At 37.9% G+C, this 14211-nt stretch carries 13 protein-coding genes, 1 other RNA gene and 1 pseudogene; 11 read left to right on the top strand and 4 right to left on the bottom strand.

All coding sequences use genetic code 11. From position 1 onward, the window contains the following. The first annotated feature begins 115 nt into the window (after positions 1-115). The 5 genes from cysK (at position 116) to OS139_RS01065 (ending at position 4475) form a co-directional block, all read left to right on the top strand. Positions 116-1042: a cysteine synthase A gene (gene cysK / locus OS139_RS01085; RefSeq protein WP_002296093.1), complete on the top strand. Its 927-nt coding sequence runs from the start codon at positions 116-118 to the stop codon at positions 1040-1042. 235 nt (positions 1043-1277) lie between these two features. Next, on the top strand, positions 1278-1724 hold the full coding sequence (locus OS139_RS01080) for a Fur family transcriptional regulator (RefSeq protein ID WP_325066768.1): 447 nt from the start codon (positions 1278-1280) through the stop codon (positions 1722-1724). A gap of 272 nt (positions 1725-1996) precedes the next feature. Then, positions 1997-3349: an NADH oxidase gene (locus OS139_RS01075; RefSeq protein WP_002289543.1), complete on the top strand. Its 1353-nt coding sequence runs from the start codon at positions 1997-1999 to the stop codon at positions 3347-3349. Between the two features lie 169 nt (positions 3350-3518). After that, positions 3519-3806, top strand: a complete 288-nt coding sequence (locus OS139_RS01070) for a DUF5960 family protein (protein WP_002331797.1) — start codon at positions 3519-3521, stop codon at positions 3804-3806. Between the two features lie 225 nt (positions 3807-4031). Continuing rightward, positions 4032-4475, top strand: coding sequence for a MarR family winged helix-turn-helix transcriptional regulator (locus OS139_RS01065; RefSeq protein ID WP_002331796.1), 444 nt, complete (start codon positions 4032-4034; stop codon positions 4473-4475). A gap of 5 nt (positions 4476-4480) precedes the next feature. On the opposite strand, the gene OS139_RS01060 is transcribed toward OS139_RS01065, so the two are convergent. After that, complete coding sequence (locus tag OS139_RS01060; RefSeq protein ID WP_002297435.1) at positions 4481-5665, bottom strand: tetracycline resistance MFS efflux pump; 1185 nt, start codon at positions 5663-5665, stop codon at positions 4481-4483. A gap of 267 nt (positions 5666-5932) precedes the next feature. On the opposite strand from OS139_RS01060, the gene OS139_RS01055 reads away from it, so the two are divergent. Both OS139_RS01055 and nth read left to right on the top strand, forming a co-directional pair. Further along, positions 5933-6631 (top strand): DnaD domain-containing protein, encoded by a 699-nt coding sequence (locus OS139_RS01055; RefSeq protein WP_002331795.1) that lies wholly within the window; start codon positions 5933-5935, stop codon positions 6629-6631. Between the two features lie 6 nt (positions 6632-6637). Next, entirely contained in the window at positions 6638-7315 is a 678-nt protein-coding gene (nth, locus tag OS139_RS01050) for an endonuclease III (RefSeq protein WP_002295825.1), read from the top strand. 125 nt (positions 7316-7440) lie between these two features. Here nth and OS139_RS01045 read toward each other — a convergent pair. The 3 genes and pseudogenes from OS139_RS01045 to recU all read right to left on the bottom strand — a co-directional run bounded on the left by OS139_RS01045 (position 7441) and on the right by recU (position 11290). Further along, positions 7441-7975: pseudogene (locus OS139_RS01045) on the bottom strand (hypothetical protein). 296 nt (positions 7976-8271) lie between these two features. Then, a complete protein-coding gene (locus tag OS139_RS01040; protein ID WP_002331793.1) occupies positions 8272-10653 on the bottom strand; it encodes a PBP1A family penicillin-binding protein in 2382 nt (793 codons plus the stop codon). Next, positions 10643-11290, bottom strand: coding sequence for a Holliday junction resolvase RecU (gene recU, locus OS139_RS01035; protein ID WP_002289604.1), 648 nt, complete (start codon positions 11288-11290; stop codon positions 10643-10645). Before recU ends, OS139_RS01040 begins: the two co-directional genes overlap by 11 nt. A 63-nt stretch (positions 11291-11353) precedes the next feature. Here recU and OS139_RS01030 point away from each other — a divergent pair, with 63 nt between their 5' ends. The 4 genes from OS139_RS01030 (at position 11354) to OS139_RS01015 (ending at position 14166) form a co-directional block, all read left to right on the top strand. Further along, a complete protein-coding gene (locus tag OS139_RS01030; protein ID WP_002318743.1) occupies positions 11354-11893 on the top strand; it encodes a DUF1273 domain-containing protein in 540 nt (179 codons plus the stop codon). A gap of 89 nt (positions 11894-11982) precedes the next feature. After that, complete coding sequence (gene gpsB / locus OS139_RS01025; protein WP_002295835.1) at positions 11983-12402, top strand: cell division regulator GpsB; 420 nt, start codon at positions 11983-11985, stop codon at positions 12400-12402. 21 nt (positions 12403-12423) lie between these two features. Continuing rightward, positions 12424-12791: RNase P RNA component class B (rnpB, locus tag OS139_RS01020), an RNA gene on the top strand. A 208-nt stretch (positions 12792-12999) separates the two neighbouring features. Continuing rightward, positions 13000-14166: a THUMP domain-containing class I SAM-dependent RNA methyltransferase gene (locus OS139_RS01015; protein ID WP_002295837.1), complete on the top strand. Its 1167-nt coding sequence runs from the start codon at positions 13000-13002 to the stop codon at positions 14164-14166. The last annotated feature ends 45 nt before the right edge of the window (positions 14167-14211 follow it).

Below are 14211 nucleotides of genomic sequence, written 5' to 3'. Positions count from 1 at the left end.
ACCATATATGGTATATCTTTGTCTTTTTTTTGCTAGTTAAAGACGAATCACTCGCCATAAATGAACAGATTGTATTATGATAAGTAAGAAGAGCAAAGACAAGGAGGAATTGAAGATGACAGCTATCTATAACTCAGTCACCGAATTGATTGGCAAAACGCCAATCGTCAAATTAAATAAAATCGTACCAGAAGATTCAGCAGATGTTTTTGTAAAGCTTGAGTTTTTTAATCCAGGAGGAAGTGTAAAAGATCGTATTGCTTTAAGTATGATAGAAAAAGCAGAACACGATGGTCTACTGAAACCAGGTGATACTATCATTGAACCTACTTCTGGAAATACAGGAATCGGATTGTCGATGGTAGGAGTTGCAAAAGGATATAAAGTAATCATCGTGATGCCTGAGACGATGAGTATCGAAAGACGTTTATTGATGAAAGGGTACGGCGCAGAGTTGATTTTGACTCCTGGTGCGGATGGTATTTCTGGATCAATCAGAGAAGCAGAACGTTTGGCAAAAGAAAACGGCTACTTTTTACCATTACAATTTGAAAATGAAGCAAATCCTCTTGTGCATGAGAAGACGACTGGTCCTGAGATACATCAAGCATTTGGAGTAAATGGCTTGGACGCGTTTGTTGCAGGTATCGGTACAGGAGGAACGATCACTGGCGCTGGCCGAGAATTAAAACGTGTGTATCCGAAAATCGAATTAATCGGGGTAGAACCAGCAGAATCTGCTATTTTAGAAGGGAAAGAAGCGGGACCTCACAAAATCCAAGGAATCGGTACAGGTTTTGTTCCTAAAACACTGGATACTTCTGTGTATGATAAAGTCCTTTCTATTAGTGGAGACGAAGCGATGGAAACAGCTAGAGAAGTTGGGCGAAAAGAAGGGATTTTAGTAGGCATCTCATCTGGCGCTGCAATTGCTGCCGCGCTAAAAGTCGCAAAAGAATTAGGAAAAGGCAAGAAGGTATTAGCTGTGGTTCCCGACAATGGTGAACGTTATTTATCTACAGCCCTTTACCAAGAGATATAAGGCACTTGGTTTTTCTCCAGATAGGTTTATGTAAAAAACTTTTAAAGATGAAAAGAACACACAAAAATTTATGATGAGAAAAATTATTTGAATAGAGACGTAGAATAGTGAACGCGACTGTTTTACGTCTTTTTTCATTAAAATACAATAAAATTGAATTTTCTTTTCATGTTAAGTGGATTTTAAAATGTAAAAATAGTATGATAAGACGAGAATAACAACGTGGGGTGTTTACATGGAAAATAAGTTAGTCGAAGAGGTTATCGAAAAGTTAAAAAAAGAGAACGTTCGAATCACACCTCAACGGTACGCGGTTTTAGAATATTTGATTGAACATCATTCCCATCCAACGGCTGATGAGATTTATAAAGCACTTGAACATCAGTTTCCAAATATGAGTGTTGCGACTGTTTACAATAACCTTCGCTTATTTACTTCGATTGGATTTGTTCAAGAAATGAAGTACGGCGATGCTTCTAGCCGATTTGATTTCAGTTCAAAGCGTCATTATCATGTAATTTGTGAAAACTGCGGTAAGATTGTTGATTTTCATTACCCAGGGCTTGAAGATATAGAAATGGCTGCGAGCAGACTGACTGATTTTGAGATTAATGAACATCGGTTGGAATTGTATGGACTCTGTCCGGATTGTAAAGAGTCAGCAAAAAAGGTGCAAATGTAAAAACAGTTTCTATAAGTGTTATACCTAAAAAAAGCTAGCTGTGTAAAAAAAACGCTAGCTTTTTTATTTTTTTGTCTTTTATTCACAATCTTAGATATCAAAGTGAATATTATCACAATAAGAATCTTGTAGATATTGGGTTCTTATGCTTGAAAAGGAATGAAACTACAAACAAACCTTTGTGAATTCACAAGCATTAAACTGTTGTATCCGTTTTATTTCTGTTATAGTAGTTTTGTCGAAGGACAAAATGTTAATCGGAGGGACCATAAATGAAAGTAGTAGTAATTGGCTGTACTCATGCAGGTACTGCAGCTGTAAAAAGTATTTTAAAAAATCATCCAGAAGCAGAAGTGACAGTATATGAAAGAAATGACAATATTTCTTTCTTATCTTGCGGTATCGCACTTTATGTCGGAGGAGTAGTAAAGGACCCAGCAGGCTTGTTCTACTCAAATCCTGAAGAATTATCTTCATTAGGAGCAACAGTTAAAATGGAACACGATGTAACAGACGTCGATACAGAAAATAAAACAGTAACGGCAAAAGATCTGAAAACAGGAGAAACAGAAACGGTTTCTTATGATAAATTAGTGATGACAACTGGTTCATGGCCTATTATCCCACCGATTAGTGGAATCGATGCGAAAAATGTACTCCTATGCAAAAACTACAATCAAGCAAATGAAATTATTGCACAAGCAAAAGAAGCAAAACGTGTAGTAATTGTTGGTGGTGGATATATCGGTATTGAATTAGTAGAAGCTTTTGTCGAATCTGGAAAACAAGTGACATTGATTGATGGATTAGATCGCATCTTGAATAAATATCTAGATAAACCATTCACAGATATCTTAGAAAAAGAATTGACAGACCGCGGTGTTACTCTTGCGCTAGGCGAAAATGTTACTGAATTTATCACAGATGAAGAAGGAAAAGTGAAACAAGTAGCTACACCAACAGATACATTTGATACAGATATGGTCATTTTATGTGTGGGCTTCCGTCCAAATACAAAACTGATCGAAGGAAAAGTAGATACACTGCCAAACGGGGCAATCAAAGTGAATGAATACATGCAGACAAGTAATCCAGACATTTTTGCAGCTGGAGACTCTGCAGTAGTCAACTACAATCCAAGTGGCACGCAAAACTATATTCCTTTGGCAACAAATGCCGTTCGTCAAGGTTTGCTTGTGGGAAATAACTTGACAGATCATAAAATGGCGTATCGTGGTACTCAAGGAACTTCAGGACTTTACCTATTTGGCTGGACGATCGGTTCGACAGGTGTGACCAAAGAAAGCGCAACTTTGAACGATCTAGAAGTCCAAGCGACTGTATTTGAAGATAATTATCGTCCAGAGTTCATGCCAACTACTGAAAAAGTAATGATGGAGCTAGTCTATGAAAAAGGAACGAATCGTATCGTAGGTGCTCAGTTCATGTCCAAATACGACATTACACAATCAGCAAATACTATGTCTTTAGCTGTTCAAAATAAAATGACTGTAGAAGATCTCGCACTTTCAGATTTCTTCTTCCAACCACATTTTGACCGCCCATGGAATTACTTGAATCTACTTGCACAAGCAGCGCTAGGCGAAATCGAAACTGCACAATAAAGAAAAAGGGTTGTGACACAATTTTGTCACGACCCTCTGTCTTTTTTGTGAAAAGTACAATTAGTTGTCTTTCTTCGAATTTTTTGTCACAATAAGCAGCAAAGATAAAGCTGTTACATAAAAGAACAAGCAGCTTTATTTGATTTTGAAAAGAAAGGTGAGAAAGAAGATGAATAAAGAATATTTTGTCCAACAAGATGCATTTTTAGAAGATTATAAAAGTGCTTCGAAGAAATCAACGATCAATATTGATGAGTTGGCAGATCAAGTACTCTCTCAGTTGAATGAAACGCAAGAGGAATATTACACGATGCCAGCAAAAGACGCCAAAGATAATGTTTCTCATCGTTTTCCTTTCAGTAGACGCATCTACTCAGATGAAAATGACGGCACATTGAATACAGAGTACACATATGAAGGTCAGCCGTATGTGCTAGAAACTGATGGTGATCTTTAAAGACAGTTTTTGAAAAGGCCGCTCATCCTTAAGTGATGACAAAAAATCATCACAATTACCGATGACTGTCTCTTTACTATCTTTTAATCAGAAAAAGGGGTTATGACAAGCTTTGTCAACCCCTTTTTTTCTTGGTTTCAGATTGGGTTTTTCTGCAAAATATTTTTATCTTTGTTGAATAGGAAACAAAAAAACAATATAATGAAAGAAAAAGAAGGTGTAGAAATGGATAAAAGACAACTGCTAATAGAAGAATATCTGGATTTAGCTAATGAGATTATTCATCGTAATAAACCAGAAATGGAAAAAGAATTTGCAGGATTTACTCTAAATGAACTAGAAGTGATTGAACATATCGGGAAAATCCCTGATCCTAACGTGACAAAATTAGCGAATGCTAGTTATATGACTAGAGGAGCCATCAGTAAGCTAACAAAAAAACTGATAGCTAGAGGGATCATAAACACTTATCAAAGCGAAGAGAATAAAAAAGAAATCTATTTTCAATTGACGCCAATCGGACAAAAAATAAGGAATAGACACGAGCAACTCCATCAAAAATGGGTACAGCGAGATGCTACTGTATTTGAAAATATGTCAAAAGAAGAATTTGACACAGTATTTCGTTTTATCGGTCAATACAGAGAATTTATACGAAGTAGCAAATGAAGCTACTATTTTTTATTGTAGTGATAATAGGCAAAAATCATAAGCAAAAATCCGAATACCGTCGGAAGAAATGGTGCTGCAGCATAAAGCTGTCCTGCGATTAGCGGGCCGATGACGCGCGATAGAGATTGTATACTTTGGGTACCGCCCATTACAAGACCTTGCTGGTTATCTGAGACAGAATTGGATAGTTGGCCATTGAATACAGGAGTAAAAATAGAATCACCGAAACCATAACAGATAATCCCAAATAAAAACAAAATCGGCAGCAGAAGAATTCCAGATAATGTGATGAATAGATAGGCGAGGATTTCACTGAACATCCCTATTCTTGTGATCTGCTGTTCTGAAAATTTTTTGAGCAATCGAGGCATAATGAACAATTGCGAGACAGTATCCAAGATTCCAATCAAAGAGAAGCTTAAACCAACCAACCCAGCCTTCCACTGAAAGGCGTCAATCGAAAATTGAGAAAAGATAGATTGAAGAGAGCCAGCTGCCAACCAAACAGCAAAACCTGCTGTCAATAAAGGAATAACGGATGAAATCTTGAATAATTGTTGTAATTGGTGAAAAGGTCTTACATGGGAGAAACTTAAATCTACTGAACGTTTTTTTATTGGAAGGCTTTCTAGCATAAATGTGTAGCCATAAACGGCATTTAAGAAAGTAAAGAGTGCTCCAATAAATATAGGAACAGAATTCCCCAACTCAGCTAATAGACCCCCTATAATAGGACCCAGCGTTGTTCCTATACCGACTAAAGCACCCATCCATCCAAAAACTTTGGTTCTTTCATTAGGTTCCGTGATGTCGGCAAAGTAAGCATATAAGGTGGAGATTTCTCCTGCCGTCAATCCTTCAATGATACGACCAAGGAACAACATCCATATCGAATTTCCTAAACCAAAAAGCAAATATCCGATACTTGATCCTAATAAACTGATAATAAGGATCGGACGACGCCCAAAATGATCACTTAAGCTACCGAGAATGGGGGCAGATAAGAAGGCAGCTAGAGCATAAACAGACATGAGCAAAGTGATATAGAAAGCTTGCTGATGTATGGAGTGAGAATAAGGCAGCGTTAAAAACGGAAGTACAGGACTGACGATAGTAAATCCTAATCCAGTGAATAAGACAGAGACGTATCCAAAAACTTTAGAATGTTTATTTGTGAAACTGTACATGTAAAAACTCCTTTATGCAATAATGTTAACTTGGAAACAAAAATAGTGTATAGTAATTTTGTTTCCTTGTCAACATTCTAAGGAACAGCGAAATCTACTTAATTTATTTATTCCGAAAAGTGAAGATGCGCATCAAAAACATGAACAAACAAAAATCAAGTAGACGACATTGTAAATCTGACCGATCAGTGAAGTAAATAGAAAAGAAACCTGTTCTTGCTTCCCATGTTTTTTTTACGTATACTGTGATTGAGCGGAGGAGAAATCATGTTGAATTTAGAAAATTACTTAAGCGCTGGACAAACAGTTATATCTAATCTTTTACTTAAAAATTACCATAGGATCGGTCTACAATCTGAAGAATTTTTATTTGTTCTACAGTTGCATATGGCACAGCTTGAAGGAGATACTTTCCCTGATTTGCAGATGATTGCTATGGATATGGGAATCAAGCAAGATCAGATTTTTCAAATACTGGATCGTCTCGTAACAAATGGATTTATCAAGATAGAAACGACGATTGTCAACGGTAAAAAAGCAGATCGATATAATCTTTACCCCATCTATGATCTATTAGGTGAGTATTTAAAAACACAAGAAAAAAAATACGAAGAAAAAACACAAGAAAAAGAAATCCAGTCAGTGTATCAATTATTTGAACAAGAATTTGGACGCCCGCTTTCTTCGATCGAGTTCCAGCGAATCGGTCAATGGCTAGAAGAAGACCATTATCAGCCGGAAATTTTGAAGCTAGCACTGCGGGAAGCCGTATTAAATCAGGCTTATAGTTTTAATTACGTTGACCGCATTTTGCTATCGTGGGAAAGAAAAAATCTACGTACAAAACAACAAGTGGAAGAAGACCAAAAACGAAGAAAACAGCAGATTCTTCAAAGAGAAGTAGAACAGTCAGCTCAACAAGAAGAATTGCCGAAAGTCTCACTGAAAAATTGGTTGGAGGAGTAGCGGAATATGTTAAGCAAACAAAAAACAATGGAAGCTCTAGAAACGATGTATGGAATGTTTCCCGAAGCACATGGAGAACTCAAGCACAATAATCCATTTGAGTTATTGATTGCAGTGATCTTAAGTGCCCAGGCGACAGATGTATCAGTGAATAAAGCAACGCCAGATTTGTTTGCCTCTTTTCCGACACCCGATGCGTTAGCAGAAGCTTCAATCGATGAAATCATTCTTAAAATAAAAACGATTGGTTTGTATCGAAATAAAGCAAAAAACATCAAAGCGTGTGCACAGCAGCTGATTGAACGTTTCGATGGGCAAGTGCCAACGTCAAGAGAAGAATTGATGTCTCTTCCTGGTGTAGGCAGAAAGACAGCAAATGTCGTATTGGGGGATGCATTCGGGATACCAGCAATCGCAGTAGATACCCACGTGGAACGTGTCTCAAAACGCCTGAGGATCTGCAAACTAGATGCTACGGTCATGGAAGTAGAAGAAACACTGATGCGGAAAGTACCACAAGAATTATGGGTAAAGACACATCATACACTGATTTTTTTTGGTAGATATCATTGCACGGCAAGAAATCCCAAGTGCGAGGTATGTCCTTTGCTATCAATATGTCAAGATGGGAAAAATCGGATGCGTCTAAAAGAAAAGACGCTAAAAAAGAAACCACGCCTGTAGACGTGGTTTCTTTAATTGCAAATAAATGTATGAATTATCTTGTTATTATGGAGAAAAGCTGTTTCGTTTATCTTTTTTGCATGAAAAAGTAAATGTACATACTCAGTAGCTAGGATGGTAACTTATTACAATTTATTGCGATAAAAATAAATATTGTTATTTTTTCTTGGGGAAATACCCGATGTAGAAAATAATGCCTTCCAATATACCTATAAAATAAGTCCAGTATTCCAAAGGATTATATAAATAAGTGACGTATCTATCTAAAGGTGTAATAAAAATGATAAGTGATAATAAAAAAATACCATTTATAACTAAACATAAACTAATGGATTTGGGCGGTTTCAGGCTCATCAGAAAAATATAGATTCTGGTGAACAACAACCATAAAAAAGTGAGAATCATTGCATGAGAGCTTCTTTCCATAAATTTTCCTTTAAGGGTAGTGCTTAAAAGTACAGAAAAAATAATAAATGCAAGGATAGGAGCAACTAAAGTAAATTTATTTAATAATAAACTAAATTTTTCAGCTTTTTTATTCTTGGAATAACGAGGTATTGTTTTCGATAAAAAAAGATGGTGCAGACAAATTATGATAATTAAGCATACTATCAGATAACTCAAAATGAAGCCTTCTTTCAAAAAATTATTCAAAACCATATATTGTATTTTTTATTTGATAATAACAATGGGATTATTAAGAAGTGGCGCTAAATAAAAGACTAGTGTGTATTTAGCCGATTTAATTATAAACAAGTAAATGGATAAAGTATATGTAATGATAAAAGAAAAATGGATTTTCTAATTTTTAAGCTAAATGTTAGATCACACATGTATATGCTGGATAGTCTTATAAAAAATCATGTAATATAGCTTGGTACATGATTTTTATTTGTAGCTGTTTTTTACATAGACACAAAAAAGAAACCACGCTTGTAGACGTGGTTTCTTTTTTACTATCTGTTTCCAGAAGCTGAGGAGCTGCTGGATGGTGTATGGTCATTTGCAGCATCCGCTCCGCTAGTTGCTGGCTCACTGGAAGAAGCAGGAGGAGCGGATGAAGACGGTGTCGAGCTTTCTTCGGATGAAGAAGAAGGAACCGTTGTTGAAGACGCTGGCTCGCTTGTTTCTGCTGTCGTGCTTTCTTTTGAGGACTCAGCTGTTGATTCGCTTTGACTAGTAGAGCTAGAGCTTTGAGTCGTTGTCTCTGTTGTTGAGCTTCCAGGAGTCTGGATATAGCTGGAAGATGGAATAGTTGTTGATGGTGTAATTGCATTCGATCTAGCTGTATATTGATCTTTGTAGTACAGTTCACCGCCCACACGAATTAATCCGCTTGGCATCTCCCAGTCTGTATTTGTCACGTTAGCTGAAACATACTGCATAAGCTCGCGATAAACATCAGAGGCTACGTGTGACGATTCTGAAGTGACAGGTGTCATTTTTTTATTGTAACCTGTCCACACGGAAATCGAATAATTTGGCGTATAGCCCGCAAATAAGATATCTGGATACACCCCAGAAGAAATACCAAGTTTTGCATACTCGTCATCTGTGTAATTGGATGTTCCGGTCTTACCGGCTTGATATAACCCAGCGATTTGCGCATTCGTACCAGTACCTTCAGTGATCGTATCTTTTAAAATGTCTGTGATCATATAAGCTGTTTCTGGAGACATGGCTGTTTTTCCATCTGGCTCATAAGTTTCTTCTGTTCCGTCTTGGAAGACGATTTTATTAACATATTGAGGTTTGTAATAAGTCCCTCCATTGGCGAAAGCCGCATAGGCTGCTGCCATTTTTAAGGAAGAAGCTCCGTATTTTGTCCCATCTTGTTCTTCCGTATTACTAGAGATCGCATTCGATTGATGGATCGTACTGTATTCGATCCCAAGATTTTTTAAGAAAGAAGCCACTTTATCTGAACCGACTTCATTGAATAATTTGACTGCTGGAACATTACGGGATAAGTAAAGTGCTTGGCGTAAAGTAATGGTGCCCATATATTGATTATCCCAGTTTCCTACAGGAGTCGAAGTCCCTTCATAGTTATACGGTGCGTCAGTAATAGTTTTTCCAGTAGAATATTTCAAATATTCAAAAGCTGGTCCGTAATCTGTGACAGGTTTCATCGTAGAACCAAAATCACGGGAAGTATTCACTGCTAAGTTGTTGCCTAAAGTTACATCTTCTGCGATGTGACGTCCGCCAATCTGGGCTTTTACTTTCCCGGTATTGGTGTCGATAAGGGTGGAGGCAACTTGCATCTCGTCGTCTGGGTAAGAGACATACTGATCCGTGTTGACGATATCATATAGTTTCTTTTGGGCGTCCAGATCCAAATTCGTATAAATCTCTAAACCGTCTGTGTAGACATTCTTATCTGTTTTTTCTTGTACTTCATTGATGACTTCTTTGACATAATTATCGACGATCTTAGTATTGTCATCGGATTGAGTTAGTTCTTGCAGACCATCCGTTACCGGTACATTAACAGCTTGATCATATTCTGTTTGAGAGATTTTTTCGTTTTGAAGCATCGTATACAAAACAGTATCTCGTCTTTTCTTCGCCTGATCTGGATAAACATAAGGATCATAGGCAGAAGGGGCTTGAGGCATCCCAGCAAGCAATGCTGTTTGCGGTAAAGAAAGTTCTGATAATTTCTTGCCAAAGTACATCTCAGAAGCTGTCTCCATCCCGTACAAGCCGTTTGACATATACACTTTATTTACGTAGTAGGTCAAGATCTCTTGTTTCGATTTTTTTTGTTCCAATCTTACAGCCATCCACGCTTCTTGGGCCTTGCGTTTCAGGGTCTGATCCTCGGCACTGGTGGAGAAAAAGGACAGTTTGATCAATTGCTGTGTCAAAGTACTTCCGCCTTGCAGTCCGCCAGAGGTAAAGTTAGAGAGGGCAGAACCGATGATCCGAATAGGGTCAACCCCGATGTGTTTATAAAAACGGCGATCTTCTACCGACACGATCGCATCTTCTAATGTTTTCGGTAATTCATTCGCAGAAATTTTTTCACGCTTTTCTGCGCCTAAATCTTCGAATAGTTCGCCATCTTGTGTATATAGTTTGGAAGATACGGTAGCGTCTAATTTTTTATCCGTCAATTCGGGCGCATCTTTTGCGTAATACCAGAAAAGTCCTATACCTGCTAAAAAGAGGATACAGAAAAATGAGAGTATTCCTAAAAGGATCTTGATAAATAATCCTTTTTTATGTGTTCCAGAGGACTTTCCAGAACCTTTGCCAGAATTCTTCTTCACACTCTTTTTAGGAGTAGGCTGTTTCTGTCGTCTAGAGCTTCTAGTTTGTTCATTTGCCATTCTTGCTTTCTCCTTCAATAGATAATGTTGATAAATAGAAGTCAACCGCGTCCAAATAAGGAATCCGCGGAGAAATACCAGTTTTGATCTCTATTCCTAGTTCTTCGATCAAAGATAAAGGTAGTGATTTGCGTCCTTTTTCCTTTTGGGCGTCCCAGTAAGCAATCAAATGAACACTATTCAAATAAAAACAGCGCTTCAAAGACGAAAACCATAACAAGACAAAGCAGACCCCATTTTGTTCGAGGCATGCTTTCATATGTTCGATTTGATGGGCATGGAAGTTTTTAAAGGGAAAAGATGTTTTGTTCTTGGTTTCTTTTGCTTCAAAGTCCAAGTAAAAGCCTCGATAGACGCCATTATAGTCTGTAGTTGAGGCTTGGGTAAAGTAGGCTTCCTTGATCACAGCAGCACTTCTCTTAGGATAGTCTACTTTCACGATTTGGATAGGGGTAGGCTTTTTATGGATAACCGCCAACCCGCGGGAAAGATAATATTTATTACTTTCATTGATTGCTTCTTCAAAGCGCATCCCCCGATTGCCGAATTCAGTGATCTGATTTCTTTTTTCTTGAATTTTTTCGACGGGAGAGGCATTCTTATAATAAGGTTGGCCATTTGGATAGCGCAATACCATCTTTAATCACACTCCTAGGCCACATTATAGCAAAAAAGCGGATAGAAAGAAAAGGAATCTGAGATGGATAAGTCAAAAGTAATCTATGTGTCTGGGTATCGAAGTTTCGAACTCGGTGTTTTTAAAGAAAATGATCCTAAAATCCAAGTTGTTAAAAATGTTTTAAAAAAAGAACTCCATCAGTTAGCAGAAGAAGGGCTGGAATGGGTACTCGTTAGTGGAAATCTAGGCGTCGAACTATGGGCTGTGCAAATAGTAGCGGAATTGAAAGAAGAATATCCGGAACTATCCCTTGGTATTTTGTATCCTTTTGCTGATTTTGGTAATAACTGGAATGAAGGGAACCAAGAAAAAAAACAATTAGCAGAACAATTAGCAGATTATGTCGAAGCTGTTAGCCATCAACCCTATCAATCACCTAGTCAGTTAAAGAATCACACTCGTTTTATACTTGAACATACAGTGGGCTGTTTGCTGATCTATGATGAAGAATTCCCTGGAAAAACGAAGTATTTTTTTGAAGATGCACAGAATTACCAAGCAGATCATCCCTACGAAATTCGGCTGATCAGTATGGACGATCTTCAAAATTTTAGTGAATAATCGATATTGTGTTTGATTTATCAACTTTTTTCCTATACAATGAAAAAGGTAGAAATGTTATTACGTAAATGAAAACTAGAGGTGTAAATATGGCGAATTTGGTTTATAGTCCTAAAGACATTTTACAACAAGAATTCAAAACAAAAATGCGCGGCTATGATCCCGTTGAAGTTGATGAATTCTTAGACAATATCATCAAAGATTATGAAACTTACAGCAAAGAACTCCTTGCTTTACAAGAAGAAAACGATCGATTGAGTGCAAAAGTAGCTCAATTATCTAAAACTCAAGGAGCAGCTCAAACACGCGTGCAACAAACAGAGGCACCAAAGAGCGCAGCAGTGACCAATTTTGATATCTTAAAACGCTTGTCAAATCTTGAACGTGAAGTATTTGGTAAAAAGCTTGATCAACAAGCAAGTGCAGTCAAACCAGCACAACCTAATCCAAATAACTACACAAATGCAGACACAAGCTTAGATGACAATGAAAAAACACGTCAATTTTAATTTTTGATTAATGAATTTGCGGTTTTCGGGTAATCGCGGTCTGACTTGATCAGGCTGAGGAAAGTCCATGCTCGCACAGGCTGTGATGCCTGTAGTGTTCGTGCTTAGCGAAACCATAAGCTAAGGTACTCTTTGGAGTAACGGCAGGAAAACAAGCTAAGGCTTCGGCTATGCTTAAGTATCCTTGAAAGTGCCACAGTGACGAAGCGGCTGGGGAAACCCATCCGGTGGAACGCGGTAAACCCCTCGAGCGAGCAACCCAAACAATGGTAGGGGCGCTTTTTGTCTGGAAGAAGAACAGGACAAAAAGGCAGTATAACTGCAGATAGATGGTTACCGCTTTGTTTTTTCTCCCTGGAAAAGCAAAGTACAGAACATGGCTTATAGAAAACCGCAAACATCAGGGAATTAGGTCGTGACAAAAGTAATGCGTTATAAGAAACAAGAAAAACATTTGAAAGCTATTTTTCAATACTTCAGATGAGTCGTTCTTATTACAAAACAAACTTTTGTATCACCGGTTATTCGGAATTTGAGTAAAAGTGTGGGGTAGGACTGATGTCCCACCTCCTTTTTTTATAAATAAGGAGATTGTGTATGGAAAAAAACAGGAAGTTCAACCTCGTCGCAACTGCGGCAAGCGGGCTAGAAGCACTGGTTGGTAAAGAATTAAGAGATCTTGGAATCGAATGCCAAGTTGAGAACGGACGTGCACGTTTTGAAGGAACAATGGAAACGATCGCTACAGCTAATTTATGGTTACGTACAGCAGATCGAGTAAAAATCGTGGTTGGGGAATTCGATGCGTATACGTTTGATGAATTGTTTGAAAACGTAAAAGCATTGCCTTGGGAAGATTTTCTTCCACTAGATGCAGCTTTTCCTGTAGCTGGAAAATCGATCAAGTCGAAACTATATAGCACACCTGATTGCCAAGCGATCACAAAAAAAGCAATCGTTGAACGTCTCCGTACCTATTATCACCGTCCAGCTTCTGTACCACTGACGGAAACTGGCGCACATTTTCAGTTGGAAGTAGCTTTGCTGAAAGACCATGTGATGGTAACTCTGGATACGACAGGACCAAGTTTATTCAAACGTGGTTATCGCTTAGAAAAAGGTGGAGCACCATTGAAAGAAAACATGGCAGCAGCACTTGTTATGTTGACAAATTGGCGAAAAGACCGTCCATTTTATGATCCTGTATGTGGTTCAGGTACGCTTTGTATTGAAGCAGCCTTAATAGGCCATAATATCGCACCAGGATTCAATCGTGAGTTTGCTTGCGAATCTTGGGATTGGTTCAGTCAAGAAATCATGGAAAATGTTCGATCAGCAGCCGAAGAAAAAGCAGATTATGATATTGAATTAGATATTACTGGTTCAGATATCAATGGACGGATGATTGAAATTGCCAAAGCCAATGCAGAAGAAATCGGATTAGGCTCTTCGATTACCTTTAAGCAACAAGCAGTCAAAGACTTCAAAACGGATAAAGAATACGGGGTCATCGTGGCTAACCCGCCTTACGGGGAACGTCTAGGAGAAGAAGAAACCGTTCGAAAATTATATAAAGAAATGGGCGATGTGTTCCGTCCATTAAAAACATGGAGTAAATATATCTTGACTAGCGACTTAGCGTTTGAGGAATTTTACGGACAAAAAGCAACCAAAAAAAGAAAATTGTACAATGGTGCATTGCGTACGGATCTATTCCAGTATTGGGGAACTCGTCCGCCTAGAAAAAAAGAGAAAGACGAATAATCTTACTAATTGATTCATTCAATTGGATGTTTGGAGGAATAGGGA

The sequence above is a fragment of the Enterococcus sp. E4-223 genome (genome assembly GCF_035727065.1).
Lineage (GTDB): Bacteria > Bacillota > Bacilli > Lactobacillales > Enterococcaceae > Enterococcus_B > Enterococcus_B faecium.
The sequence above is the reverse complement of the archived record's forward strand: the minus strand, read 5'-3'. Positions and strand labels throughout refer to the sequence as shown.

Excerpts from the sequence above, each read along its gene's own strand:
- OS139_RS01040 (WP_002331793.1), bottom strand. The coding sequence starts at position 10,653 with ATGGCAAATGAACAAACTAGAAGCTCTAGACGACAGAAACAGCCTACT.
- OS139_RS01075 (WP_002289543.1), top strand. The coding sequence starts at position 1,997 with ATGAAAGTAGTAGTAATTGGCTGTACTCATGCAGGTACTGCAGCTGTA.
- OS139_RS01060 (WP_002297435.1), bottom strand. The coding sequence starts at position 5,665 with ATGTACAGTTTCACAAATAAACATTCTAAAGTTTTTGGATACGTCTCT.
- cysK (WP_002296093.1), top strand. The coding sequence starts at position 116 with ATGACAGCTATCTATAACTCAGTCACCGAATTGATTGGCAAAACGCCA.
- OS139_RS01030 (WP_002318743.1), top strand. The coding sequence starts at position 11,354 with ATGGATAAGTCAAAAGTAATCTATGTGTCTGGGTATCGAAGTTTCGAA.
- nth (WP_002295825.1), top strand. The coding sequence starts at position 6,638 with ATGTTAAGCAAACAAAAAACAATGGAAGCTCTAGAAACGATGTATGGA.
- OS139_RS01080 (WP_325066768.1), top strand. The coding sequence starts at position 1,278 with ATGGAAAATAAGTTAGTCGAAGAGGTTATCGAAAAGTTAAAAAAAGAG.
- OS139_RS01055 (WP_002331795.1), top strand. The coding sequence starts at position 5,933 with ATGTTGAATTTAGAAAATTACTTAAGCGCTGGACAAACAGTTATATCT.
- OS139_RS01070 (WP_002331797.1), top strand. The coding sequence starts at position 3,519 with ATGAATAAAGAATATTTTGTCCAACAAGATGCATTTTTAGAAGATTAT.
- OS139_RS01015 (WP_002295837.1), top strand. The coding sequence starts at position 13,000 with ATGGAAAAAAACAGGAAGTTCAACCTCGTCGCAACTGCGGCAAGCGGG.
- OS139_RS01065 (WP_002331796.1), top strand. The coding sequence starts at position 4,032 with ATGGATAAAAGACAACTGCTAATAGAAGAATATCTGGATTTAGCTAAT.
- gpsB (WP_002295835.1), top strand. The coding sequence starts at position 11,983 with ATGGCGAATTTGGTTTATAGTCCTAAAGACATTTTACAACAAGAATTC.
- recU (WP_002289604.1), bottom strand. The coding sequence starts at position 11,290 with ATGGTATTGCGCTATCCAAATGGCCAACCTTATTATAAGAATGCCTCT.